The organism is Rhizobium sp. YS-1r (assembly GCF_000757525.1).
GTDB classification, from domain to species: domain Bacteria; phylum Pseudomonadota; class Alphaproteobacteria; order Rhizobiales; family Rhizobiaceae; genus Neorhizobium; species Neorhizobium petrolearium.
This window is the reverse complement of the sequence record NZ_JPYQ01000009.1, coordinates 299,658-325,093: the sequence shown is the minus strand read 5'-3', so window position 1 is coordinate 325,093 and position 25,436 is coordinate 299,658. Positions and strand designations below refer to the sequence as shown.

The window sequence follows — 25,436 nt, the reverse complement described above, 5'->3', positions numbered from 1 at the left end:
ACGATTGACCGACAAGCAGGCCTGCAAGACCATGGTCGAGATCCTGGCGCTGGCGGTAAATACTTGCGCGTTGCGGTTTTGACGTAGGTCGCAAACGGCAGACTCAAGCCTCTCCCCTTACCCTTGGCGACACGGCAAGCCCGAGAAAAACCAGCATCGCCTGATTGAGTCGCACTATATCTTCGTCGTCCAGCCGTCCGACTTTCTCGCCGATCTTCGATTTCGGGACGGTGGTGATCTTGTCCACCATCAGGCGGGAAGACAGCCGCAGGCCATTGCGCTCGTCCGGGGCAACGGGAAGCCGAAACAACGGCGCTTCCGTATCATCCGATGTGAAGGCGCAGACGGTGATCGAATCCGTCCCGTCGAAACTGTCGTCCTGCATGATCACGACCGGACGCGGTTTGCCCGCGTAATCCTTGCCGCCCGCGACCGTCCAGATATCCCCCCGCCTCATTCATCGCCCCAATCGGAGACGGCATCGATAAACGCCTGATCGTCCGCCGCCTGTGCGCTTGCCGCGACCGCAAGCGACTGGCGGTGAGCCTCGACCTTGAATGAGGGCGCACGCACGTCCGGCACCCAAATTTGGATCGGACGCAGACCTTGAGCACGCAACCGGGCGCGATGTTCGCCCACCTTTACGCGCGTAGGCTTCGGCTTTGATGCGGAAACCATGTTCTTCTCCTTCAATCTTGGTTACATGTAACCTATGATATGGGGCCATGCCAATGATTTTCTGCCGAAAGCGCCGATAAATCCGCCACAGGCACCAACACCGCCGCCTGTTCCCTGTGGTGCGCCTGCGCTCCCACTCCCGCCTTATTCGGCTTCCCTGCGAATTGTCGGGGCGGAGGCGGGCGGTCAAGGATGGCGCAGCCACCGCGAAGCGGCTCGTCCTTGAGGGGCCGGTTTCGTTCCGGCATGCTTTCCCGAAGCAGACAAGGCTTTCCCTCGCTTCGGCAGGGCACGACCGTTATGGCTCACGTTCAGCGGCTTCTCTCGTTGTTATTGGCGGCACGCCACGCGACGGGGTTTTCAACCCATCGGTTGATATCGGATTCATGCCATCCCGCGCCGTTGACGCTGATCTTGAGTTGGGCCGGAAACGTCCCATCCGCGATTTTGCGATAGCTGGTGGTCTTGGACAGGCCGGTGCGGGAAAGAACGGTGTTCATGCGAATAATACGGTCTGGTGCGGGCATGGTCGCGCTGCCTCCTGCTGGCTGTTTCTGGTTGCCGCTGAACCAGACAGAACGAGGGCGGTCGTCCCGATACCGATGCAAAAATCGTCCGCGTTTGGTTCAAGTAGGCGTCGAATTCATCTCAAAGAACGGCGGCGGCCCCGGCGTGCACCTTGCAAAAGGACTACCATATTCATGAGTGGTGCGATCCTTATTGGCCTCCGCCTCACATCCCGATCTCCCGCCTGCGCGTCCTGCCAAAATTCCAGTCAATCCTGCCTTCGTCGAATCGACAGGACGTTGCTGCGTCCACGCTTAAGAGCGTGCCCATTATTTGGACGTTCACAAGTACCCTTATCAAACCGGAAGGGCGCCCCGGATCTCGCTTCGGAATTGCACGTCATCCAGGAAGTCCCATCGCTCAGGACCGTTGACGATGTCCTGTGGGAACAGGTGAAGACGGCCAGGAGAATTGTCGTTCGGGTTGATGGGGATTGGCGGTGTTTCACTGACGGTCTGAACGTTTGGCACGATGATCACGTCAGCCGGCACGGGTACCGAGGATCGGTGTCATCAGCTTCACGTGCGCGTCGATCCGCTCAAGCACCTTTGCCGGAACGACCTCACGCTCTGGCAGCGACCACCAAAGTTGGTTTACGCGTTCAACAGTCTCGGTCACTGCTTTAAGCACGGCAGCTTCCGGCAGGCGTGCACGATTGGCGAAGACCTTCCACCGCTGCGCGTTCATCGTCCTGAACGAGCGCTCACCTGCAAGCGACAACGCCATGGCATCCGCCGGGATATAGGGCACAGTCGAGAGCACGTCATAAACGGGGGCAAATGCCGGCTTGTCATCCGCGCCGCGATAGATCAGCGACCAGTTTTTGAGATGCATGTCGCCATTGCCGGTGATGACGGCAAAAGCCAGCCGGCGGACGAATTCAAGAGCAGCCGCAGAAGAAACGGCAATCCCGATGGCAGCGGCGATATCGTGATAGGCCGCACCTTCATATTTGCGCGAAGGATAGATGCCAAATACCTGGGCGAAATCCTCGATATGGATCCGCGCGCCGCCGGCGCCGCGATCGAAACGTTTGACGAGCAGGACTTTTCCGTCCGACAGCGTCTTGAATTCCTCCGGAATATCCTCGAATTCCGATTGCTCGACGAGCTCACGTTCCGGCACGCCCATGCCGATCGCCTCGGCCAAGGCGAGATTGGCATATTCGTTTTCCGAGACGCCCGGAAACGATGTCGACGGAAACTTGGCGATGTAAGACCCCTGCTCATCCCCCAGTGGTATGGTCAGGCCGCCACCCTTGCCCGTGTTCTTGATGACAGATAGCTTCATCTGCACACCCGCGAGCGAAAATCGGGCTTTCGGTTTGGGAAGTGACAAATCGTCGATACGAGCAATCGCCCCTTCGCCCGGTACGACGCGGACTGCACCCGGCAGATCCGACCCGAGCGCGATCAGCAGATCGAAGTCGTTTCCAGCGCGAACACTGCCTGCGTGGTGCTTCTCCATCGCTTCACGCAGCTTTTCCTCGGGAAGAAGATTGGCAAAAAAGGCCGGTAGAGCCCTGGCCACAGGCTTCGGATCTTTGCGCAGACCTCCGGTTGCCGCTCGGAAAGACAGGCTGAGTACAGGAAAGCCGCCCGTCGCGCGGTAGCTATCCTCAAAGCTGAACGCAATGAAGTCGCCCGGCGTCCTGACGATCGTGCCCACCTTCAGATCGTTCAGCAGCACGTCAAGTGATGAGATAGATTTCGGATCAAGATACGTCTCAGGCATCAGCATCATCATCGGGGCTGGTGGCAAAGGCGGGCAAGTCATCCTCGTCATCATGCGGCTGAAATAGGGCATTGACAGCCGGAACCATCGCCTGCGGGATAAGCATCAGTTCGAGACCAAGCGCGCGAGCAATGTTGATCAGGGTCGTCGCGCGGGCCGCAGCACTTCCGGTTTCGATCTCTCGATACCGAGGACGCGATATGCCCGCCATGTCGGCAACCTGTTCTTGAGTGAGCCCCAAGCCTTTGCGCGCCGTCTTCAACAGCTGACCGATTTCCTGCAGAGACTCTGATTCAGGCCTCATTTTGATCCTTAAACATATCATTACCCTCAAGATGACACGTCTAAATATCTTTCCAGATCCGAGTCAGTCAAGGAAAATGACACGAAAGAGGATCATCATGGAAAAAATGATCCGTCTGCGGATCATCCCTCTGTATATTTAGGTGATGGCAGGAACGAGCGCTGCGGCTAAAATATCTTTCCTCCGATGCATGTTTTGTCAAAGGCCGCCTCCTATTCCCGCTTGCCCTTGGCACCGGCGCCGAGAGAAATGGAATGAGTATGCCTAAACAAGATCTTTCATCACGTCATTTTCAACGAAAAATCTCAGAATTCTGCGAGCTGCATATTGCGCCGATCGCATCGAAGCGGGTGCTGGAGAATGTCCGGCCTTACCTCATCCGCCTGATTATCTACCGGAAACCGCCACCGATCCTGAATGGCCGCATCGACTGGACAACGATCGGACAGGCCTGCGGGATCGAAGACGAGTTGACGGCAGAACTGAAGAGGCAGCTACGTCCCGGCCTAGACGCGATCATCCGATGGCTCGGCGCGCCACCGGCCTTTGAAGACGCTCGGCCAACAAGGCCGGCTGCCAGAACGAGCACGACAGCGCAGGTCAAGCCGCAAGCCACTGCCTCCTCCACCAGAAAGCCGCAGCGCCTTGCCGCAGACGGCGCCTTTGCTCAGTCTGCTTGCGTCGCGCGGACCGCAGCCGAAACCGATCAGTCCGTTTCTGGAGCCATTGTTCGACGCGACAGAGGACCCGGCGAATTTTCAAGATGCGCTCGTCTATCTTCGGCGACAGCTATTGGCAGCTTTACCGCGCAGCCATCCGCTTAAACGAAACCTTCGACAGTAAAACGCTGCTATCCTGGATTCAGGGTGAGGCGTACTGCGCTCAGTTGCGAGCTTCGGCGTCATGCGACGTATAGAGCGACGTTACCGGCTGCCGGAGGGCTATTTCAAAGCGAAGCTGCCGCACCAGGCGAGGTCGCTTTAGGGTCGCGATCTTGGCGACATCACTCCGGCAGAACATACCTTTCAATCAGCCACATATCGCAGTGCTTCGAGCAGCGGGCGCAATTTGTGCTTGCGGCGATGCGTTTCGATGAGCTTTTCGAGGTGCTCGTGCCACTCTTCGGATCGTCCGCTGGCCGCATGGGCGCGCGCGGCGATGGCGAGCCACCCGGCGGCGGTCTCGTAGTGGCCGGATCGCCCCTCGCTCATGATGGGATCGGCCATGCGGCAGGCGAGCGCAATCGTCCAGTCGGGATGGTCGGCGTAAGCCTGTTCGGCAAGGCGCTCCAGCGCATCGTCATAAGGATTGAAGCGCGCTTCATGCGGATCGACGCAGGCGACGGCCTCATCGATCAGATCCTCGTCAAGCAGGATTTCGATCCGCTCGAACGCATGCGGCGCCGCCACGAGCACCGCGAGCAGCTCCTCACGCAAGCCGGGCCAGTCCTTTGCGCTGGCCAGCCTCGATGCTGCGCGGAAATCTTCCCTCGCGAGGCTTTCCTCAAAGGCGGCCCGCGCCGCCATGAGCATGATGTCCCGCCTGCTCGCCTCCTGCGCCTTCTCGCGCAGCCAGCGGGCCAGCGATACCTTGCCCGCTCCACGGCGCCAATCGTCGCAGTTTTCATCGCGCGCCTGCAACGCCAGTCCCCAGGCGGCAAGATCGAGCGCCGCGTCCATCTGGCCCGCGGCGGCGACAGCCTGGACGACGCGCAACATGTCGTCGGGCGTGGCGAGGCGCTGATGGGCGGTCGCAATAGCCTCATCCACGCGGCCCAACTGCGCCAGCTTCACAGAATGCTCACAATGAAGTCCAGCGGCACGGGAAAGGTTCAGATACGCCTCGATCCGCCCCATTCCTGCGAGCGCCGCAAGCCTGGCCCGCGTCAGATCGCCTTCGAGCGAATCGCTTCTCCCCCCGGGCGGCCAGCCCTGCCCCCGCCCGGCGAGCGCGTCCTCGAGGCCCAGATCGTCCCAGCCCCTCATGCAAGCAGCGATGGTTGTAGAGAACGCGTCATCGGCGCCATACGCGGCGACCTCGTCCTGCCAGCCGCGCAGCTCGTCGGTAAGCTCGTCGCGCGTCTCTTGGGAAACTCCATCCATGAGCACGGCCTGGGCAATCATCTGGTCAAGTCTGGGAAAGAACTCATGCAGGGTTTCGTCCCAATGGGCGCTTTCAGGCCAATAGTCGGCCAGCGCCCCGGCCACCGGCTTCAAGATCGCCAACGCATCAGCACCCCGCCCCACGGCAAGAAAAGGCTCCGCCGCGCCAATCAGCTCTTCGAGCGTTGCTTCATCGATATCCGCATCCCAATCATCCCAGCGCCTCCGGCGGCGACCGGAACCCGCCGCGGACAAGAGGGCTTCGGCGCGACGGCGAAACGATTCCGGATCGAGCGGCGCGCTGGCCTTGTTCGGAAGAGTGGCCGCAAGCCTGGCATCGAGCCAGAAGGCGAATTCCTCGTCCGTTTCGGCGCGTTCGAGAAGGAACATCTCAAGCGCCTCGCGTGCAAGAGCCTGCAAATGCTCAGCACGCATATGTTCTTCCGGTTTCATATATGCCTCACCACGGAAACGCACGCGCCCGCAAAGATGGCTTTGACCCAACGGACTGTATAGCGGGGGGAAAGAGACATGAAACGGCGAAATCTCCACAGGGCTGGCTGGAAGCATGGCTACGATCAATTGAACGTAGATTTCCGTCTGACTGATATACTGCAATCAATCAATTGAGGTTTACACATGGATATCGCGATCAATCGTTCGAGACTAAGCGGTCCAGTCTGCGACCCGTAAACCGGGCACCCGATCAAGTTCACGACGATTATTCGTGACCATAATCAGCCCTCGCGAGCGAGCGTGTCCCGCGATCAGCTGATCATAGGGTCCGATCGGAGTTCCACTGCGCGCCAGCTCGGCGCGTAATTGACCTGTATGGCTGGCTGCCATTGCGTCGTAGGGTAGCACCTCGAGGCGCGCGGCGAAGCCCTCTACAACGGGCAGATTTTTTTCCGGACTGGCTGACTTTTCCGCCCTGTAAATCAACTCCATCAAGCTAACCGAGCTGATGCACAACTGACCATGATGACGGTTGAACGCCTCGCGCACGTGCTGCGGCCGATTCTTGATCGTAAAAAGGCAGATGTTGGTGTCCAACATGTACTTCAGCATTAAAATGCCTCGCGCTCCTGCGAAGCGGGCTGATCACGCTCATTCATAAAGTCCGATGTCACCGTCGCTCCTTCAAACCAGCTGTCCCAGACCTCGCCAGCAGGTGCGATAATGCGAGTGCGTCCGACGGCGACAATATCGACGCGCTTCACATCAGCAGGCAAAGCGACGGCCTTCGGCAGACGCACAGCTTGGCTTCGATTGCTCTGGAATACTGCACCCTGCTCCATCTGCGTTCCTCCGGGATGTAACAACCACGACCTCACGTAGTGCATCGAGTGGGATATGCCAATGGGATATACCACCAGATGAACCAGGTTACGAACTTCCGATCTGTTGTGACTGGCGCCTTCGCCTTGGGATACGGATCTACGATATCTACATGGGCACTGTCGTTATCTGGACCAGGGATTGATCACCTTCAACCCAGCAGCCGCGAACGGGCTTGTGTCGCGAGTTGCGACCGCGAGGCCGTTTGCTGCCGCTGAGGCTGCAATGTAGCCATCAGCTGTGCCGATCGCCTTCCCAGATACTCGAGCGCATGCCATCAGTTCCGAATAAAACTGAGAAGTCGCCAGATCGAAGGGCAGGATGCGCTCGGAAAAGTGGGGCAGCACTTCGCCCTCAAGGCGGTCGCGGAGGATAGTTTGCCGTCTCCCTGAAGGCATAGCAGCAATCCCGAAGCGAAGTTCAGCAATCGTTATTGCGGAGAGGAACAGCGTTTCGATAGCTTGGGCGTCCAACCAGTCGATCACTGCCGCGTCAGGAACCGGTTTCCAAGGCTCGGATATAACGTTGGTGTCCAGCAAGATCATTCGAAGGTCATCGGTTCAGCAGGCGTTTTGTCGCGACTTTTCTGCAGGGCCTCAACGTCGCTGTCGGAAAGCTCGGCATCACGACCAATAGCCGCCAGTAAAGAGCCAAGCTTAACACGTTCGGGGGGACGAACAGCGGCTTCAATAATGTCACGGATCTCGGCCTCGGTGCTTCGGCCATGATGAGCCGCTCGCAGCCGCAGAGCACGATGTGTTTCGTCAGAAAGGTTTCGAATGGTGACTGCCGGCATTGATATCACCTCCATAGAAATGATGGCTTTGATATCAAAATATGTAGAATGACAGCAATTTTCAAGAGGTTCATTAACGAGGACGAAACCCTATCTGTTCAGATATCGCGCCTTCAAAAGATATGGACCGCTCACCCGGTAGCCTCCTTCCGCGTAAATAGGAATGCGACAAGCCCATCTTCTTGCCGCAGATGAGAAGGAAACCCAACACCCCTGAAAGGTACCCAGGTAAATCGCGATTTATCGGCAGCGGCGTATTAACCTATTGTCTTCTTTGGAGTCCGGCCGCAAACACTTGAATCAATCGAAAAGTCGGAATGGTGACGCCCGCGAACTTCAACTGCTTGTAGAGCGTGGCGACATCGGCCTGATCGCGGCTGATCCGGTCCAGCGCCTCGGCAGCAGGACGCTGAACTCACCATGCTGAGCGTCACGCATGAGCCGCGGGATGTCGGGTTTTGCGCTCCCTTTCCCGGCCATCTACTTCTGCCGGTTCTTTGGGCTAGGAGCGTCCAGCGCCGAGCGAATATCAGTCAGGCCGAAATCGTTGCCGATATAGAGCAACGGGGCCGAATGCTGTTTTGCCAGCGCGTAGGCGAAGCAATCAGCAAAGTTCAGTCCGCCGCGCATGCCGAATCCCTGGCCGTATTCGATCCTCGCCTTCATCGCCGCGCGGGCCAGACGATCATCGACCGGGGCGATGTCGATGCCGAGCGTGGTAAGAAACTCGTCCAGAATTCCAATAGCCTTCGACCGCCTCGCCCCAGTGAGACGACCAGCCAGAACCGTACCCGTCTCCAACACCACCTCATCACCCGCAGCAACCAGAGCCGCGTGTAGCCGTTGGGACAACGGCCCCGCTTCAAGACCGATGCGCTCTACCGGAAAGTCCAGTTGAGCAAAATACCCGACCAGGCATTCCGGCTCGCTGACTACCTTGACCTCGCGAACCAACTTGCCTGTCGCCTCGACCACGCACGCGCTGCTCGCTTTCAGCGAAACATCGATTCCTGCATAATACTCCATGGCTGTTCCTCTCGTGATGCTTGACGCCGATCGCTCGGACCTCGTTCCCAAACATCATCATTCTGAGGGACAGCCATCAAACTGGCTACTCATGAGACGCCGGCCCAACGGCATCTAAATCGTAGAGGATCGTTGTTCCGGCAAGCGCCTACGTAGTGAGGCCGGCATCCCAGCCTCACTTTACGCAAGCGCCATACCGGCATGCTCACTCGATCTTGGTATTCTCGATGCTGAAGCCGGACTGGAAGGTCAGGAAGCCAGGCATATTGGTGAAGCCGGTCACACCCTTGCGGACAGCATAGTCTTGGTGCCGCCACATGAAGAACACGAGCGGCGAAAGTTCCAATGCGCGATCGACAAAAGCACCATAGATCTTCTCTCGTTCCGCAGAGTTGACTGTGGCCCTGCCCTTGTCGAGAATTTCGTTGATCTGCGGATCGTCGAAATACGGCGAGTTGTTGGTGCGCACCAGCTTGTCCCCGCCATAATAGTAGTTGCTGAGCCAGTCGGCGTCGGTGATTTCCCCCAGGCTGCCGAGCACGGCAAAATCGTAATCGCCGGCATTTGCCTTCGCCATGCGGCTTGCCCAGTCGGGCAGGTCGAGCGTCAGCTTGATACCGATCTTAGCGAGTTCCGACTGGATCGCGATCGCAGTGTTCTGATGGAAGCTGTATTGGGACGAAGCGAGAAGCCGTGCTTCGAAGCCGTTCGGATAGCCCGCCTTCTTCAGCAGTGCCTTGGCCTTGTCGATATCATGGGAGAAGTAGTTAGCCTTCTCGGCGGAATAGCCCATATAGCCTTCCGGAATAGCGATACCGTAGATCGGTGTGCCCAGCCCGTTGAAAGCCGTGTTGATGATGACGCTGCGATCGACGGCATAGGCGATAGCCTGACGCACCTCGGGCTTGGAGAACGGCTCAAACTTGGTGTTGAACTGGAGCCCCATGAAGGGGCCGTTCATGGTCAGGAGCTCGGTGTCAGGCCCTTTCTCCAAGGCTGTGGCGTCCTTGGCCGGCACATATTCGATGATATCGACGTCCCCCGATTTCAGCGCGTTTACACGCGTGTTCTCGTCGCCGTAAAAGACGTAGTGGACTTCGTCGAGATCAGGCTTGCCCTGCTTGTAGTAGCCGGGAAACTTCTTGACCACGATTTCGCGGCCTCGGGTCCAGTTGACGAATTGGAACGGCCCCGCGCCTATTGGCGAAGCCGTGGCATTGTCCGCGTTCTTGGCAAGCCACGCGGCCGGAACGATCACGGATTCCGGCAGTGCCAGATAGCCCATCAGTGACACGGAGGGCTGGGACAGCTTCAGCTTCACCGTCTTGACGTCCGGCGTATCGATGCCGGAGATGATCGAAAGCTCGTTGCGGAAAGCTCCTTTGCCCTTGGGATCGAGAATCCGCTCCAACGAGGCCTTGACGTCCGCAGCCGTGACCGGAGAACCGTCATGGAACTTCGCGTCACGCAGGTGGAAGGTATATTCCTTGGCGTCAGGGCTGATCTCGTAGTTCTCGGCAAGCTCGGGCGATATCTTGCCATCGATCCCATAGTTGACGAGACCGCGATGCATGGCGAGTTTGACCGTACGGCCCGCCGTGCCTGGCTGGATGATCGTGTCGAGCGTCGACGGTTCTGCCGAAAGCCCAAAATAGAGGGTGCCGCCCGCCAGGGCCGTCGTGGTCATCAGGCCGAGAAGACCTGCAGCAAGAGCCATTTGGAGAATTCTCTTCATGCTGTTCCCTTTCCTTGTTGAAGATTGTCAGTTTTCACGCAGCCTCGGATCGAGATGATCGCGAAGCGCATCTCCGAGGATGTTGATGGCGAGAACCGTGAATGCGAGGCACACGGAGGGCCAGACCACGTACATTGGGTTCTGGTTGAGATAACCGCGCGCTGTTCCGATCATTTGCCCCCAGGAGGGCTCCGGAGGCACGATCCCGAGACCGAGAAAGCTCAGGCCGGATTCGAGCAGGATCGCCGCGGCGATCGTCAAGGTTCCCTGGACGACCAGTGGAGAAAGGATATTCGGCAAGATGGCCTTGAAAACGACCCGCAGATAACGCGCGCCCATAGCATGCTCCGCCTCGACGAATTCCTGCCGAATGACCTGCAGGGTGGCCGACTGAGCGACGCGCGCAAATTGCGGGATAAAGATGATGCCGATGACGACGCTGAGGCTCGCGATCCCGCTCCGCCAGAAGCCGACGGCGAGAAGTGCCAGCAGGATCGCCGGGAAGCTCAGCATGATATCGACGGCGCGCATGACGAAGAACGCCAGGACCGGCCGGCTGTAGGCACCGATGATACCAAAAGCCGTACCGCCGACTGCGGCGATGAGGGTAGAAATGACCGCCACCAGGATGGTCGGGCGGATTCCCACCAGGAGGCGAGAAAGGATGTCTCGGCCAAATTCGTCAGTGCCGAGCAGATACTGCGTCGAACTCGCCTGATTGACAGCGTTCTGGTTGATCGCAAGCGGATCATGCGGAGCAATGACCGGCCCCACCAGCGCGATGCCGAGAACCGTCGTCACCACGAGCAGGCTCACGAGAACGAGCGGATGGCGGAAAGGAAGGAACGTCTTCATGCGCGTTTCCGGCGGATGCGTGGATCGAGCAGGCTGTAGAGGATGTCGACGCACAGATTGATGAGGATGAACAGCGCCGCAATCGTCACAATACTGCCCTGAACCAGAGGGTAGTTGCGGTTTGAGACGGCGGTGACGAGCAGCGTACTCAGCCCCGGCCAGTTGAAGAGGGCCTCGACCAGCACCGTCCCACCCATCAGGTTGCCAAGCTGCAGGCCAACGATCGTCACGATCGGAATTGCCGCATTGCGCAGGACGTGTAACCAGATGACGCGACGCTCGCGCATGCCCCTGGCCCGCAGGGACCGCACGAAGTCGCGGCTCAGGATTTCCAGCATGGACGAGCGTGTCATGCGGGCAATCGAGGCGGCCAGCCCCAGCCCGAGGGTCACCGCCGGCAGCGTCAGCTTCTGGAAGTGCAGAAAGGCGTTTCGGGAAATATCGGTGTAGCCACTGGAAGGAAGCCACCCGAGCTTAAGGCTGACCAGCAGGATCAGCAGCGATCCGAGAATATAGACCGGCACGGAGATACCGAGCGTCGAAAGCGACGTCAGCAGACCATCGAGAAATCGCCCTCGCCTCAGGGCCGCGGCAATACCGACCGGCACACCCATGATGGCTGCCACCAGGATCGCCGCACTGGCGAGTTCCATGGTCTTCGGAAGGCTCGCCGTCACATATTCGATCACCGGATAACCGTCGAGGGATTTACCGAGATCACCGACGGCGGCATTGCCGAGCCATTTGAGATATTGCGACAATACCGGCTGATCGAGACCGAGCTGCCGCCGCAGGGCCGCGACCGCCTCTGGCGACGGATGGCTCTCAGGACCGAGCAGCAGGAGAACCGGATCGCCCGGCATGATGTACATGATGGAGAACACAAGTGTCGCGATGACCCAGAGCTGCACCAGCGCGGTCGCCAGCCTTGCTCCCACGACGATGACGAATGTCGAAAGGGTCTGCATCAACGCGCCTCCAGGGCTATCGGATCTGCGTTGCCGATCTTCGGCACCGCGCTGAGAAGCGTCCGTGTGTATTCCGCTTTCGGGTTGTCGAAGACCTCGCCCGCGGGGCCTGCTTCGACGATCCGCCCTTTCTGCATCACCGCGATCATATCGCTGACATGGCGAACGACTGACATGTCGTGAGAAATGAAGAGATAGGTCAGGTCGAATTCGTCCTGCAGATCCTGCAACAGGTTCAGGACTTGCGCCTGAACGGACACATCGAGTGCCGAAACGGCCTCGTCGCAAATCAGAAGGCGCGGCTTGAGTGCAAGCGCACGGGCGATCACGATGCGCTGGCGTTGACCGCCGGAGAATTCGTGAGGATAGCGTTTCATGGCATTTCGCGGCAGGCCGACGGCATCCATGAGCTTGGCAACCGCCGCCTCCCGACCGCGTCCGCCCTGATGAATATCGATCGGCGCTGCGACGAGATCGGTCACCGTCTGGCGGGGATTGAGCGATCCGTAGGGGTTCTGGAACACCAGTGCCATGTCGCGGCGAGCAGCGCGCATCTCCTCGCGGCCGAGCGAAACGAGGTTGCGACCGTCGAATTCGATGGCGCCGTCATCTGGTTCTATCAACCGCATGACGAGCCGGGACAGCGTCGATTTTCCACAACCAGACTCACCAACGAGACCGAGCGTCGAACGGGACGGGATGGCAAGGCTGACATTGTCCACGGCGCGAAACGCCCGCGGTGTCGCAAGAGCATTGTCGCGGACCCAGTAACTCTTGGTCAGGTCCCGGATATGCAGCAGCGGTTCGGACGCCCCATCTATGGCAGGCTTCGGTTTCGCTGCCGGCCGAGCCTCTGCCAAGCTGGAAATCATGCCACTTCCATCTCTTGTTATAACCGGAAGACGGCTTTGCGGCGCGGACGCGGACGGCATGGAGGCGATCAGCGCCTTGGTGTAGTCGCTGCAAGGCGCAGCGAAGAGGTCAGCCGTGGCAGCCTCCTCCATAAGATCGCCGTGGTAGATCACAGCAACACGGTCGGCGACCTCGTAAATGACGCCGAGATCGTGCGTGATGAGGAGAATTGCCGCGCCGATTTCCCGATTGAGGCCGCGCAGCAGGTTGAGAACCTGTTTCTGGACCGTGACGTCCAGTGCCGTCGTCGGCTCGTCGGCAATGATGACATCCGGCTTGCAGGCCACCGCCATGGCGATCATCACACGTTGGCATTGGCCACCGGACAGCTCATGAGGATAGGAGCGCAGGCAGCGCGCCGGATCCGCGATCCCCACTTTCTGCAACAGTTCCAGCGCCCGTTCCCTGGCTTGGCGCCTCGTCATCCGCTCATGCAGCAAGATCGCTTCGACGATCTGATCGCCGCACCTAAAGACCGGGTCAAGCGACGCCATCGGATCCTGGAAAATCATGGAAATCCGCTTGCCGCGCAGCTTGCGCAAGACGTCCGGCCGCACTGTGAGCAGATCTGCGCCGGCAAATTCCACACGACCACTGGTTACGACCGCGTTTTGCGGCAACAGTCCCATGGCGGCCAGCGACAGGATTGTCTTGCCGCTGCCGCTTTCCCCGACAAGTCCCAATATCTCGCCGGAGACAAGCGACAGGGACACGCCATTCACTGCGGGACGAAGCCCGGCCTCCGTCCTGAAAGCGACGGAAAGATTGTCGATTTTCAGTATTTCCCTACCCGGCATACCGCGATCCGATTTTGCGATGAGCTCCCCACACCGGAGAGCGAGTTCCCGTAGTTTTTTGAGCGCTTCTGGCGCATATTTTCATCATTAAGGCATAAAGCGCCAAACTACGTCAAGCATACGTTTGTATTTTGCCAGATTGCCTTCAAATATGATAGATTTTGAAGCTTTTCTGGAGTTTCTACCAAATTCAGCCTTGCCAGAAATGAAAAGCCACCTTACCGTTCATGCAAACGAATGCGCGACCTGCCGGCCGCGCCAAGGGGATGAAAATGACGTCCGAAAATCTCTCACGCGTGGTGCTGATCTCCGGCGCGAGCCGCGGCATCGGCCTCGCGATCGCTAACGAGCTTGCCGAACATGGCTACCGCCTCAGCCTCGGAGCCCGCGACGTCGGCACGCTCGAAGCGAAGTTCGGACCAGAGAGCGAACGCTTTCACTATGCGCGGTTCGATGCCTACGATCCGGCAACATCGGAAGCCTGGGTGGCGGCGGCTGTCGCGAAATTCGGAAGAATCGATGCCCTGGTCAACAATGCCGGCCTCGGCGAGCGCGTTTCGCTCATGGACGACAACGACGAGGCGCTCGACCGGCTTTGGGCGGTCAACGTCAAGGCGCCACTGCGCATGACGCGGCTTTGCATGCCGCACCTTGAGGCTACCGGTGCGGGCCGCATAATCAACGTCGCCTCGATGTCCGGAAAGCGGGTCAGGAACGCCTTCGTCGGCTACAACATGACAAAGTTCGCGGTGATGGGCCTCACTCATACGACGCGCCACGTCGCCTGGGAAAAAGGTGTGCGGGCAACCGCCATATGCCCGAGCTTCGTGCGCACGGAAATGAGTTCCTACACGAACAAGGTGACACCCGACCAGATGATCCAGCCGGAAACGCTGGCCTCCCTCGTCCGCACAGCGATCGAGCTTCCCAACAATGCAGCCATGGCCGAGATGCTGGTAAACTGCCGGCTCGAAGACATGCTTTGATCGGCGTCCTCGGGAAAAAGCCATGTCACGTATTATTCCTGATGCAGTCTCTTCCACGCAGACCCTGCCGGCAAAGGTGGATGTCGTCATCATCGGCGGCGGCATTGTCGGGGTTTCGACGGCCCTGGAGCTTGCGGAGCGCGGCGTTTCGGTCGCCCTTTGTGAAAAAGGCCTGATCGCCGGCGAGCAGTCAGGCCGCAATTGGGGCTGGGTGCGTCAAATGGGCCGCGATCCATCCGAACTGCCGCTCGCCATCGAAAGCCTTTCGCTGTGGAAAGGCATGAACAATCGCGTCGGCGAAGAAACAGGTTTCCGGCAGACGGGTATTGCCTATCTTTGTCGTAATGCGCGCCAGGAAGCGGAATACGAGGCCTGGCTGGTGCATGCACGCAACTTCGGCCTCGATTCCCGGTTGCTTCGCACTGAAGAACTGCGCCAGCATCTTCCCGGCGTGACCGGACGTTTCACCGCCGCGCTGCACACGTCCACCGACGGCCGGGCGGAACCGTTCAAGGCCGCTCCGGCCGTCGCCCGCGGCGCCATCCGCGCCGGCGCCCATGTGCTGACGGGCTGTGCCGTTCGCGCTGTCGAGCGCTCCGCAGGACGCGTCAGCGGCGTGATCACCGAGCGGGGGCCCATTGCCTGCTCCTCCGTCATTCTGGCAGGTGGCGCCTGGTCGCGGCTCTTCAGCGGCAATATGGGTATTGATTTTCCACAGCTGAAGATCCTCGGCTCGGTGGCACGCGCGACCGCGGTGGAGGGGGTGCCGGATATGCCGGTCGGGGCGGATAATTTCTCCTTCCGCAAACGGCTCGACGGTAGTTTCTCGATTGCAATGCGCAACGCCAATATCGCACCAATCGTCCCGGACAGCTTCCGTCTCTTTGCCGACTTCGTACCCACGCTGATCAAGAGCTGGCGAGAGCTGAAATTGCGCGTCGGCAACCGCTTCATTCAGGAATGGCGAACCCCACGTTCCTGGGCCTCGGACGAGGTTTCGCCCTTCGAGCAGGTGCGTATCCTCGATCCCGTGCCTTTCGAGCGCTTCAACCGCGAGGGCCTTGCTCATCTGGTAAAGGCTTTCCCTGCTTTCGCAAACAGCCGCATAACGCAGAGCTGGGCCGGTCTCATCGACGTCACCCCCGACGCGGTCCCGGTCATCGGTCCGGCCGGCGGCGTTCCCGGCTTCTTCATTGCCAGCGGCTTCTCCGGACACGGGTTCGGTATCGGGCCCGGCGCCGGAAAGCTGATGGCCGACATCGTCACCGGCGCTGAGCCCTGTGTCGATCCCGCTCCTTTCCGCTTCGATCGATTCAAGAAGACCAAGGCGGCCTGATCCGTTCCTGAATAACCTTGGCCAAAGAGGGTGAAGAAATGGCATTGAGAATTGGCGTAGACTCCGGAGGCACGTTTACCGACGTCTGCCTCTTTGACGAGGAGACCGGCAAGCTCGACATCTGGAAGGTACCGTCAACGCCGGACGACCCTTCCCGCGGCATCTCCAATGGCGTGTCGGAAGGACTTGCGACCGTCGGCAGCACGGCAGCACATGTGGCTTTCCTCGGTCATGGAACCACAGTCGCGACCAACGCTCTCATCGAACTTAAGGGTGTCGAGACGGGGCTTATCACCACCGACGGGTTCCGCGACCTGCTGGAAATCGGTCGCCAGAAGCGCCCGAGCCTTTACGATATGAATGCCGAGAAGCCGGAAATCCTGGTGAGCCGCGACCGCCGGCAGGAGGTTCCCGAACGCCTCAAGAGTGACGGTTCGACTGACCGGTCGCTGGACGAAGAAAAGCTCCGGGCCGCCATCCACAAGCTCGCGGGCGAAGATGTCAAGGCAATCGCCGTTTGCTTCCTTTACGGCTTCTTGAACACCGCACATGAGCGTCGGGTCGTCGAAATCCTTCGCGAGGAAATGCCCGATGTGTTCGTCAGCGCTTCGCATGAGGTGGCTCCGGAGTTCCGCGAATACGAGCGCATGTCCACGACGGTCGTCAACGCCTATCTCGGCCCTGTCATGCAGCGATATATCGACAGGCTCAAGCTGCGACTGACCGAACTTGGCGTACCGGTCGCTCCGCAGCTGACGCAATCGAACGGCGGCGTCATTGGTTTCGACATGGCGGCGCAGCTTCCGGTCCGTACCGTCCTCTCCGGCCCGAGCACAGGCGTCGTCGCCGCGCAGGCTGTTGGAGGAATGGCCGGCTTCGACAACATCATCACCTTCGACGTCGGCGGAACGTCAAGCGACGTGGCCCTTCTCCAGGGCGGTGTCTGCAAACTGACCGGCGAGGCGAACGTCCATGGCTATCCGATCAAGGCGCCCATGCTCGACATCCATACGGTCGGAGCAGGCGGCGGTTCGATCGCATTTGTCGACAGCGGTGGATTGTTGAAAGTCGGCCCGCGTTCGGCGGGCGCCGACCCAGGCCCGGTCTGCTACGGACGCGGAAACACAGAAGCGACCGTCACCGATGCCAACATCGTGCTCCAAACCCTCAATCCGGTCGAAATCCTCGGCGGACGGATGAAAGTCAGGCGCGATCTCGCGATCGAGGCCGTGCAACGGCTTGCCGATCAGTTGGGTCTCGGACTGATGGAGACGGCGCAGGGCATCATCTCAGTCGTCACAGCCAACATGGCAAAGGCCATACGCCTGATCAGCGTGCAGCGTGGCCACGACCCGCGCGACTATGCGCTGATGGCCTTCGGTGGCGCGGGTCCGCTGCATGCTGCCCGGCTCGCCAAGGAGCTCGACATGAGCCGTATCATCGTGCCGCTTACCCCGGGCACGCTTTGCGCACTCGGCCTGCTTCTGACCGACCTGCGTTCCGACTTCGCCATCTCCCGCCTCATGAAAGTGGATCAAAACGCGGTCGAGCCGATGATCGGCGGCTTCGAAACGCTTGAAGCCCAGGCCGAAGCCTGGTTCGGGCAGGAAGGCATCGAGCCCGGCCGCCGCGTCGTTAACCGGACTGCCGACATGCGTTATGTTGGCCAGAATTACGAACTGCAGGTTTCGGTGCCTGCCGGCACGGTCGGCGGGGATACCCTTCAAGCTTTGGTCAAAGGCTTCGAACAGGCGCATCTGCAACGTTTTGGCTTCATCGCCGAAGGTGAGGCGATCCAGATCGTGACCTTGCGGCTCGAGGCCGCCGGCATCGTCAACAAGGCCCGGTTCGCTCCGCGGCCGGACGCCGGGCCGGCATGCGATGCGGCCGTCATCGGAGCGCGCCAGGTCTATATGGACGAGGCCAAGGACTTCCTGCCCTGCCCGGTCTACGCGCGCGAGAAGCTGAAACCCGGCAACCGCATCGACGGACCGGCGGTCGTCGAACAGATGGATACCACCACCGTCATCCTTCCAGATATGCAGGCGACGGTCGATCCCTACCTCAACCTCATTCTGGAGACCCGGGCATGACCAAGATCGACCCGATTACGGTAGAAGTCATCGGCAGCGCGCTCACATCGATCGTGGAGGAGATGGGCGAAGCGCTGGTTCGTGCCAGCTATTCAACCAACATCAAGGAACGTCGCGATTGCTCGACCGCACTCTTCGACCGGCACGGCAACACCCTGTGCCAGGCAGAGCATATCCCGATGCATCTTGGCAGCTTCATCGGCATCATTCCGCATATCAACAAGCGTTATGCGGCAAAGGACATCAAGCCGGGTGACGTCTTCATCGGAAACGATGCCTACGAGGGTGGCGCGACCCACCTGCCCGATATTGTTCTGGCCGAGCCCATCTTCCATGGCGATACCATGGTCGGATGGGCCGTCAACACGGCCCATCACGCTGACTTCGCCGATCGCGGCCATGCGCATATATACCAGGAAGGGCTGCGCATTCCTCCGGTGCGGCTCTATCGTGAGGGCGAGCTGCAGCAGGATCTGCAGGACATGTTCCTGTTGAACTGTCAGGTTCCCCATGAGCGGCTTTCGGACTTGCGCGCCCAGATGTCGGCCAACCGGCTCTGCGTCCAGCGCATGCAGGACCTTTGCACGAAATATGGAGCAGACAAGGTTCTGGCTGCCGGCGATGCCCTGCAGGATTATGCCGAGCGCAAAATGCGGGCCGGCATCGCCGCCATTCCCGACGGCACCTACAGCTTCACTGACTATTTCGACAGCAACCAGTTCTCCGACGTGATGGAATTAAAGGTGGACATCACCGTCAAGGGGGACGCAATGCATCTTGCTTTCGACGCCCCACCGCAAGTGCCCGCCGGTCTGAACGTCATCTATACTGCGCTGCTCGCCACCTCCTACTACGCGGTCAAGGCCGTCATTGATCCCACCATCCTGCCGAACGCCGGCCTGTCCCGCCCGATTACCGTCGAGGCGCCGCACGGCTCGCTGCTCAATTGCAGACATCCGGCAGCAGTCGATGGGCGTATTGCAGCCTGCCAGCGGGTTGCCGACCTCGTCCAGGGTGCTCTGGCCAAGGCGCTGCCCGGCAAGGTCACGGCGGCTGGCAACGGTGCCTGCACTGGCGCGCTCTTTACCGGCACGCGCGAGGACGGCTCGCTTTGGGTCTATCTCGAGACGATCGGCGGTGGAGGCGGCGCACGGCCGACGGCCGACGGGCTGAGCGGCGTCCACGTTCATATGACGAACACGTCCAATTTGCCGGTCGAAGCGCTCGAGCTGGAATACCCGCTGACGCTACTGCGTTATGAGCTCGTCAATGGTTCGGCAGGCGCCGGCACCTGGCGTGGCGGCATGGGCCTGAGACGCGTCTACCGCATTGAAGCCGATTGCCGCTTCAGCGTCGAGGGTGGCCGGCTTGCGGTCTATCCCTGGGGCCTTGAAGGTGGCTTGCAGGCAACTGGTTCTCATTTCGATTTCGGCAACGGCCAGCAAAACCTGCCGGGTACGGTGCAGCTGAGAACCGGACAGGTAGTCGAACTGGTGACACCTGGCGGTGGCGGCTACGGTTCGCCTTCCGGCCGATCCCTGGACGCAATCCGCCGCGATATCAAGGAAGAACGCATCACGCCCGAATTCGCCGAACGCGTCTACGGCCATGGCGCCGAACAGAAAATCTATCGGGCAGCAACCGCCTGATCGTCCAATCCCACTTGAAAGGAAGGATCTCATCCGTGGTAAAAGTAACGAAAGTCAAATCCGGTAGCCTCTATGAGGAAAAGGAAAGCTATTCACGCGTCGTTGCAGTCGATAACTGGGTCTTTGTTTCCAATACGGCCGGCCGTAACTACAAGACCCGGGAGATGTCACCCGACCCGGTCGAACAGGCCAAGCAGTGCTTTCATAACATCGAGGGCGCGCTTGCATCTGTCGGTGCTACTCTGGCCGATGTCGTCCGTTCGCGGGTCGTCATTCCGAATGTTGCGGATGCTCCCTCGGTGATGGCCTTTGTCGGAGAAAAATTCCGCGGCATCGATCCCTGCAGTCCCGTGACTTGCCCGCCACTCGGCGGTCCGGATTTCCGCGTCGAAATCGAAGTAACCGCCTACAAGGGTGTCGGCGCCGCCGGTTCCGAATACATCAACATCAGCCTGTGATCATCACTTCGTCCGGCCGCCCGACAATCCGGGCGGTCGGCCGAATGGAAGCGGACATGGACTGGCTCCTGCTTCCAGTTTCGCGGCTGTTTCTATAAGGTCTGGCCGGTTTGACGAAGAGAAAGGGCTTGCTGTTGACTGAGACGGAAACACCGCAAACGGAAGACTTTTTGCCCGCCGAGCGGCGCGAGAAAATCATGGAATGGTTTTCGTCCAATCAAGTAGCCTCGAGCCAGGATCTCGCCAAGCGGCTCAACACCTCCATCTCGACGATCCGCCGCGATCTCGATTTCCTTGCACAGCAGGGCGTTGTGCGAAGGACGCATGGCGGAGCCGTGCGTGTTCGCCGCAGCACGACATTCGAGCAGCTCGTCGACGAGGCCCGCCAGACTGCCGTGGAGGAAAAGCGCGCCATCGCCGTCGCCGCGGCGAAGCTCCTTCAGCCTGAACAGAGCATCTTTATCGATTCCCGCTCGACCCTGCATCAGTTCGCCTATGTCGTCGCCGAACTGACGACACCGTTGACCGTAGTGACGAACGATGTTCACGTCGCGGACGTGCTGGTCAACAAGCCTCATATCAAGCTTGTCGTGCCCGGCGGAATCTGTCGCCCTGGCGCTTATTCCCTGCTGGGGGAAACGGCAATCAACTTCGTTCGGGAGTTGCGGTGCGATCATCTTTTCCTGTCTTCGCAGGCCATTGATACGGAATGCGCCAGCGATACGTCACTGGAGTTAGTGCAACTTCAGCGTGCCATGATCGATTCCTCCGTGGAAACGACGCTCTTGATCGACAGCAGCCGTTTCGGAAGCAGGGCGATCTATCGGACGACCCCCATCGAAAGGATCAACCGCATCATTACCGATGAGGGCCTCAATCACGATGAACGGGCGAAATTTGCTTCTGTCGTCGCAGACTTAGTGATTGCGCCCTATGTCGACGCGATTCAGGAGGAACCGGAGTGACGTGTCAAACAGCTCCCAGAAAATGCTCAATTCGTTTTGAGCAATGATTCTGATCGCCAGTGACCATTCCAAAATCGAAAAGCCAGCCGGCAAGCTCGAAGGCGAGCATCACGATCGTCGATATCGCAAAGCTTGCAGGCGTTAATCCCTCGACCGTCAGCCGTGCCCTCTCGGGATCGTCGGCCGTGACGGCGCTAACGCGTGCGCGAATTACAGATATCGCGCGGGAAAACGGATATGTCGCGAACCACAATGCGCGCATGCTTCGGTCCCGGCGCGCCAATCAGATCCTTGTCATCGTTCCTAATATCGCCGCCTTCTCCCATCCCGAAGTCATCCTCGGCATCGAAGAAGCTCTCGAGGAACACAATATCGGTGTCATTGTCGGAAGTACGAAAGACAATGAAGAACGGGAACTTGCCCTCGCCCGGCAACTTATAACGGGTGCCGCTGACGGCCTTATCCTTTTGAACGGACGCCTCCCATCCGAACTGGGGGAGCTTCCGCAATACAATCGGAGGATCGTCGCGATATCGCGACCGGTCTTGAGCCCCGGAATTGCGTTCATTGGCATCGACAATCAGCAGGCGGCGCAGGAGGCGACGCTGTATTTCGTGTCCATCGGACGTAAACGCATCCTGCATATGGGAGGGCCGGAACAAAGCCCGATTTTCGCGGCGCGTGCGCAAGGGTATCGGAATGCGATGAGGCAAGCGGGGCTTGACGGCATTATCGACCTCCAGCATCTGCCTGCTTTCAACATAGTTGCTGGCCGCCAGGCCATGCGTGACATTCTCAACAGGCGTCAGTTGCCCGATGCCATCCTGTGCGCCAGCGACGAGCTTGCCTTCGGAGCCATCCAGGTAGCCAGGGAACTGGGGATCAGCGTACCGCAGCAAATTGCATTCATCGGCTTCGACAACCACCCCGTCGGCGAAGCTTTCAGCCCACCGCTAACCACCATTTCGGTGCCGCGCCGGCGCATGGGTTTTCTCGGAGCTCAGACACTCCTGCAGTCGATTCAGGACGATCGCCCGATCTCCGACTTCCAGCTCCTACCCTATGAATTTCTCGTGAGAGCAAGCTGCGGGGGGAGCAGCTGGTAAGTTGCTGACAGAAGAAATCAGCCTCTGCGACTTTCAAGTTTTGGAAAAACCAACTGCAAAAAATGGCGCTGGACCACATATTTCTACAAGTAAAGTCTTTTCCACATTTTCAGCGTTGCGGGTTCAAATCCGCAACGGCTCAAACCATTCCTTATACCATTGATTTTAAATGCAAATCTTCGGAAATGGGAGAGGCCGCAACGCTGGTTTTTGGCCCTCTATTCCTGTCTTCTGCCATCTCGGTTGCTCCGAAACCGTGGATCGTCCCTGATGCGGACAAACACCCGGTGGGAAGTACAAAAATCGTGTCATAAGGCTATCGGCGGTTCAGTTTGTGAAACGCTTCTAACCGTATCACTCAAAGGTAGCCTGAGTCTGATCTGACGTTTGTACAATTAAATAAGGAATGGAATGCCCAGCCGAACGCTCCAATGCCAGAGGTGCGAGTAGAGGGGGAAAACGTTCAGCTTCAATTTATACTCAATTCTTAAAAGCATTTAGCCAAGGAGGGAAAAGGGGCTTTCTAACTTTCGCGGCTGCAAAGCCTGGCGGCTCGGCTATCCAAATTCTTGATCTCTTTAGCCATTAGCGGTCAGCGCCTCGGCCAGCAGGACGCTGAACTCACCATGCTGAGCGTCACACATGAGCCGCGGGATGTCGGGTTTTGCGCTCCCTTTCCCGGCCATCTACTTCTTCCGGTTCTTTGGGCCAGGAGCGTCCAGCGCCGAGCGAATATCAGTCAGGCCGAAATCGTTGCCGATATAGAGCAACGGGGCCGAATGCTGTTTTGCCAGCGCGTAGGCGAAGCAATCAGCAAAGTTCAGTCCGCCGCGCATGCCGAATCCCTGGCCGTATTCGATCCTCGCCTTCATCGCCGCGCGGGCCAGACGATCATCGACCGGGGCGATGTCGATGCCGAGCGTGGTAAGAAACTCGTCCAGAATTCCAATAGCCTTCGACCGCCTCGCCCCAGTGAGACGACCAGCCAGAACCGTACCCGTCTCCACATAATTGACAGCGGAAATCAGCCGGGCAGACGCACCTTCGAGCCCCTTGGTGCAATCGGGGCCTTCCGGCTCATCGAACAGAATGGCGACGATGGCAGAACTGTCCACCACCATCATTTCGGCAAGCCCAACTGCTCAGGCGTGTCTCCAACGGCTTCATCCCATTCTTCCTTGGTGACGGGACGACGGTCGAACAGATGGGCACGCTTACGCACGAAAGCCTCAACGCGGGCCGTATAGTCACCCTGCGCCTCCCGCTCGGCACGCAGCCGCTCCAGCCGTTCGCGCATGGCCTTGGTGATGGCATCGGTCATGGTCTCACCGGTAAGGCGGGACAACTCACGCGCCAGCCTGTCAGCTTCCTCGGTCTTGATGCTGAGGCCCATGGCACCGCTCCTTTCTAGATCGCGCTTCTAGATAGCATATGGACAGCCTGAGTTCAAATGTAAAAACCCGCTTCCATGCTGCCTTATTCATATTCATCAGCGGTTGATTTGCCTCCTCTGCATCGACCTTCCTATCGCGTGCGCTGTTATCGTTGGCGGCACGCATGGCTTTCGCGTAATCCTCGCGCGCCATGCGCCTGCCGATCAGCCGGGCAATGGACAGCACCACCGCATCCAACTGCTCGGACGCCCCCGCCTGGCTCTACCGAAGGCCGAGACGAGACAGATCGAGGCCGACAAACAGGCGGCCTGAGCCAGGGCCATTGGCAAGCGGCGCCAAGCGCCATCGCCTGGCGCCGCAAAAGGAGCTTATCCCGTCGAAGTGAATTGGAAAGGAGACGAACCATGAGTGTCCGTGATCTGATTCCCTGGGACGACAACGGCGGCAGCCGGGTTCCCAGTTTTTTCCGTGATGATGATCGCGATCCGTTTCTGTCGCTGCATCGTGAGGTGAACCGGCTATTCGACGCCGCCTTCCGTGGTTTTGGTTCCGGTCTGCCGGCTTTTGGACGACCCTCCGCGTTCGGCGGTGCCTGGGCGAGCGTGGAGATCTCAGACAATGACAAAGAGATCAAGGTGTCGGCCGAGGTTCCTGGCCTTGAGCAGAAGGATATAGAGGTCCTGCTCAATGACGGCGTGCCGACGTTGAAAGGAGAAAAGCGTTCCGAGGTGGAAGACAAGGACCGTCAGTTTTCCGAACGCTATTACGGTCGCTTCGAGCGCCGCATCCCGCTAGGCTCTGAGATCAAGGAGGACAAGGTGGATGCCCGCTTCAAGAATGGGGTGCTGACCGTAACCTTGCCGAAGAGCGATAAGGCGCAATCCGAGCTGTACGAATGTGATGCCCATCATTGAGTCGACGGTCAAAGCAGACACCGCATCCGACGTCGTCACCGACGCATATTTCTCCAGCAGCGGCCATTCTTGAGGCCAAGACTGTGCCCCGATCGTCATTTCCTCTCGCGGACGTATCGGCTTCAGCCATGTCATCCTCTAAAGCAGACTGCGAAAGTCGTCACGAATGCCACAGTTGCCGTCCTCATCGTGAAATAGGAAGTCTCCACGCGAAGCATCAGTGCAAGGATGATCCGGCCTTACCCGCAAAATCATCGCCCAGCTCCCGAATATCAGCAAACGGAGCTTTTCCAGAACTCTTCCCCTTCCCCAGCGTTTAGCAGGCGATACCAAACGCCGAAGGACAGGACATGACTGAAGACAAGAAGGCGCAGGAAGCCGTCGAGCACGCCGACAAATCGACCGAGATCTCAAAGCAGCCGGCGGCTGGACCACATGCCAAAGACCGTCTGACGGATCGAGACAAGACGCCAGGAACAGGCTCGCTTCCAGACCCCGATTCGAAAGAAACGGATGCCGGTCCCGATTGAACCGGAGGCATGAGCAGATCGCTGCTCACCTAAGAAGAAAGGCAAGATGAACAACGGCTTTGGCTGCGACGCCTTGGCGCTTGCCGTCATCATGCCGTATCGCTAACACCATCAGACACAGGACCGGGAAGACGGCATGGCGGGCGAAACCATCACACTTTATGAAGCGATCGGCGGCGACACGACGGTGCGC

The 25,436-nt window shown here is 59.2% G+C and carries 26 protein-coding genes and 2 pseudogenes; 9 read left to right on the top strand and 19 right to left on the bottom strand.

The genetic code is table 11. The features are described from left to right. Positions 1–103 precede the first annotated feature (103 nt). The 5 genes from JL39_RS10870 to JL39_RS10850 form a co-directional block, all read right to left on the bottom strand. Positions 104–457 carry a type II toxin-antitoxin system PemK/MazF family toxin gene (locus JL39_RS10870; RefSeq protein ID WP_037149607.1) on the bottom strand — a complete coding sequence of 118 codons (354 nt, stop codon included), beginning with the start codon at positions 455–457 and terminating at the stop codon, positions 104–106. Further along, positions 454–678 (bottom strand): antitoxin MazE family protein, encoded by a 225-nt coding sequence (locus JL39_RS10865; protein ID WP_037149604.1) that lies wholly within the window; start codon positions 676–678, stop codon positions 454–456. Before JL39_RS10865 ends, JL39_RS10870 begins: the two co-directional genes overlap by 4 nt. A gap of 311 nt (positions 679–989) precedes the next feature. Next, positions 990–1,205: an AlpA family phage regulatory protein gene (locus JL39_RS10860; protein ID WP_037149602.1), complete on the bottom strand. Its 216-nt coding sequence runs from the start codon at positions 1,203–1,205 to the stop codon at positions 990–992. A gap of 520 nt (positions 1,206–1,725) precedes the next feature. Then, positions 1,726–2,979 carry a HipA domain-containing protein gene (locus JL39_RS10855; RefSeq protein WP_037149788.1) on the bottom strand — a complete coding sequence of 418 codons (1,254 nt, stop codon included), beginning with the start codon at positions 2,977–2,979 and terminating at the stop codon, positions 1,726–1,728. Further along, positions 2,972–3,283 (bottom strand): helix-turn-helix domain-containing protein, encoded by a 312-nt coding sequence (locus JL39_RS10850; protein ID WP_037149783.1) that lies wholly within the window; start codon positions 3,281–3,283, stop codon positions 2,972–2,974. The genes JL39_RS10855 and JL39_RS10850 overlap by 8 nt, the downstream gene beginning before the upstream one ends. A 254-nt stretch (positions 3,284–3,537) precedes the next feature. Here JL39_RS10850 and JL39_RS30925 point away from each other — a divergent pair. After that, positions 3,538–4,264, top strand: a pseudogene (locus tag JL39_RS30925) (hypothetical protein); the annotation flags it as partial. Positions 4,265–4,308: 44 nt separating this feature from the next. On the opposite strand, the gene JL39_RS10845 reads toward JL39_RS30925, so the two are convergent. The 11 genes and pseudogenes from JL39_RS10845 to JL39_RS10800 form a co-directional block, all read right to left on the bottom strand. Next, positions 4,309–5,820 (bottom strand): hypothetical protein, encoded by a 1,512-nt coding sequence (locus JL39_RS10845; RefSeq protein ID WP_037149599.1) that lies wholly within the window; start codon positions 5,818–5,820, stop codon positions 4,309–4,311. A 231-nt stretch (positions 5,821–6,051) separates the two neighbouring features. Next, positions 6,052–6,453, bottom strand: coding sequence for a tRNA(fMet)-specific endonuclease VapC (gene vapC / locus JL39_RS10840; protein WP_037149598.1), 402 nt, complete (start codon positions 6,451–6,453; stop codon positions 6,052–6,054). Beyond that, complete coding sequence (locus tag JL39_RS10835) at positions 6,453–6,683, bottom strand: AbrB/MazE/SpoVT family DNA-binding domain-containing protein (protein ID WP_037149595.1); 231 nt, start codon at positions 6,681–6,683, stop codon at positions 6,453–6,455. The genes vapC and JL39_RS10835 overlap by 1 nt, the downstream gene beginning before the upstream one ends. Positions 6,684–6,848: 165 nt before the next feature. Beyond that, positions 6,849–7,268 carry a type II toxin-antitoxin system VapC family toxin gene (locus JL39_RS10830; RefSeq protein WP_037149593.1) on the bottom strand — a complete coding sequence of 140 codons (420 nt, stop codon included), beginning with the start codon at positions 7,266–7,268 and terminating at the stop codon, positions 6,849–6,851. Beyond that, positions 7,265–7,519, bottom strand: coding sequence for a plasmid stabilization protein (locus tag JL39_RS10825; RefSeq protein WP_037149590.1), 255 nt, complete (start codon positions 7,517–7,519; stop codon positions 7,265–7,267). Before JL39_RS10825 ends, JL39_RS10830 begins: the two co-directional genes overlap by 4 nt. A 480-nt stretch (positions 7,520–7,999) precedes the next feature. Beyond that, a complete protein-coding gene (locus JL39_RS10820; protein WP_081952792.1) occupies positions 8,000–8,320 on the bottom strand; it encodes a type II toxin-antitoxin system VapC family toxin in 321 nt (106 codons plus the stop codon). Then, a pseudogene (locus JL39_RS32470) lies at positions 8,294–8,545 on the bottom strand (IS110 family transposase); the annotation flags it as partial. The gene JL39_RS10820 and the pseudogene JL39_RS32470, both read right to left, overlap by 27 nt. Before the next feature lie 205 nt (positions 8,546–8,750). Beyond that, positions 8,751–10,280 (bottom strand): ABC transporter substrate-binding protein, encoded by a 1,530-nt coding sequence (locus JL39_RS10815; RefSeq protein WP_037149586.1) that lies wholly within the window; start codon positions 10,278–10,280, stop codon positions 8,751–8,753. Between the two features lie 27 nt (positions 10,281–10,307). Next, the gene (locus JL39_RS10810; RefSeq protein WP_037149583.1) at positions 10,308–11,135 is read right to left on the bottom strand and encodes an ABC transporter permease; all 828 of its coding nucleotides are present in this window, start codon (positions 11,133–11,135) and stop codon (positions 10,308–10,310) included. Continuing rightward, positions 11,132–12,103, bottom strand: a complete 972-nt coding sequence (locus tag JL39_RS10805) for an ABC transporter permease (RefSeq protein ID WP_052182808.1) — start codon at positions 12,101–12,103, stop codon at positions 11,132–11,134. Before JL39_RS10805 ends, JL39_RS10810 begins: the two co-directional genes overlap by 4 nt. Further along, positions 12,103–13,812, bottom strand: a complete 1,710-nt coding sequence (locus JL39_RS10800; protein ID WP_037149581.1) for an ABC transporter ATP-binding protein — start codon at positions 13,810–13,812, stop codon at positions 12,103–12,105. Before JL39_RS10800 ends, JL39_RS10805 begins: the two co-directional genes overlap by 1 nt. Before the next feature lie 272 nt (positions 13,813–14,084). Between JL39_RS10800 and JL39_RS10795 the strand changes: the two genes are divergently transcribed. The 6 genes from JL39_RS10795 (at position 14,085) to JL39_RS10770 (ending at position 21,299) form a co-directional block, all read left to right on the top strand. Continuing rightward, on the top strand, positions 14,085–14,798 hold the full coding sequence (locus JL39_RS10795; RefSeq protein ID WP_037149772.1) for an SDR family NAD(P)-dependent oxidoreductase: 714 nt from the start codon (positions 14,085–14,087) through the stop codon (positions 14,796–14,798). A gap of 22 nt (positions 14,799–14,820) precedes the next feature. After that, positions 14,821–16,134, top strand: a complete 1,314-nt coding sequence (locus tag JL39_RS10790) for an FAD-binding oxidoreductase (protein WP_037149578.1) — start codon at positions 14,821–14,823, stop codon at positions 16,132–16,134. Between the two features lie 38 nt (positions 16,135–16,172). After that, on the top strand, positions 16,173–18,227 hold the full coding sequence (locus tag JL39_RS10785) for a hydantoinase/oxoprolinase family protein (RefSeq protein ID WP_037149575.1): 2,055 nt from the start codon (positions 16,173–16,175) through the stop codon (positions 18,225–18,227). After that, positions 18,224–19,876 carry a hydantoinase B/oxoprolinase family protein gene (locus JL39_RS10780; RefSeq protein ID WP_037149572.1) on the top strand — a complete coding sequence of 551 codons (1,653 nt, stop codon included), beginning with the start codon at positions 18,224–18,226 and terminating at the stop codon, positions 19,874–19,876. Before JL39_RS10785 ends, JL39_RS10780 begins: the two co-directional genes overlap by 4 nt. A 35-nt stretch (positions 19,877–19,911) precedes the next feature. After that, positions 19,912–20,334, top strand: a complete 423-nt coding sequence (locus JL39_RS10775; protein ID WP_037149570.1) for a RidA family protein — start codon at positions 19,912–19,914, stop codon at positions 20,332–20,334. 128 nt (positions 20,335–20,462) lie between these two features. Continuing rightward, entirely contained in the window at positions 20,463–21,299 is an 837-nt protein-coding gene (locus JL39_RS10770) for a DeoR/GlpR family DNA-binding transcription regulator (RefSeq protein WP_244446868.1), read from the top strand. Between the two features lie 194 nt (positions 21,300–21,493). Here the strand turns inward: JL39_RS10770 and JL39_RS32465 are convergent, their stop codons facing one another. The 3 genes from JL39_RS32465 to JL39_RS10755 form a co-directional block, all read right to left on the bottom strand. Beyond that, complete coding sequence (locus JL39_RS32465) at positions 21,494–22,225, bottom strand: hypothetical protein (protein ID WP_244446867.1); 732 nt, start codon at positions 22,223–22,225, stop codon at positions 21,494–21,496. Positions 22,226–23,091: 866 nt separating this feature from the next. Continuing rightward, on the bottom strand, positions 23,092–23,526 hold the full coding sequence (locus JL39_RS10760) for a type II toxin-antitoxin system VapC family toxin (RefSeq protein ID WP_227705174.1): 435 nt from the start codon (positions 23,524–23,526) through the stop codon (positions 23,092–23,094). Next, positions 23,526–23,798 (bottom strand): type II toxin-antitoxin system VapB family antitoxin, encoded by a 273-nt coding sequence (locus JL39_RS10755; RefSeq protein WP_037149564.1) that lies wholly within the window; start codon positions 23,796–23,798, stop codon positions 23,526–23,528. Before JL39_RS10755 ends, JL39_RS10760 begins: the two co-directional genes overlap by 1 nt. A gap of 405 nt (positions 23,799–24,203) precedes the next feature. Here JL39_RS10755 and JL39_RS10750 point away from each other — a divergent pair, with 405 nt between their 5' ends. Further along, positions 24,204–24,713 carry an Hsp20/alpha crystallin family protein gene (locus tag JL39_RS10750; protein ID WP_037149561.1) on the top strand — a complete coding sequence of 170 codons (510 nt, stop codon included), beginning with the start codon at positions 24,204–24,206 and terminating at the stop codon, positions 24,711–24,713. 350 nt (positions 24,714–25,063) lie between these two features. Then, positions 25,064–25,243, top strand: coding sequence for a hypothetical protein (locus JL39_RS10745; protein ID WP_037149559.1), 180 nt, complete (start codon positions 25,064–25,066; stop codon positions 25,241–25,243). The last annotated feature ends 193 nt before the right edge of the window (positions 25,244–25,436 follow it).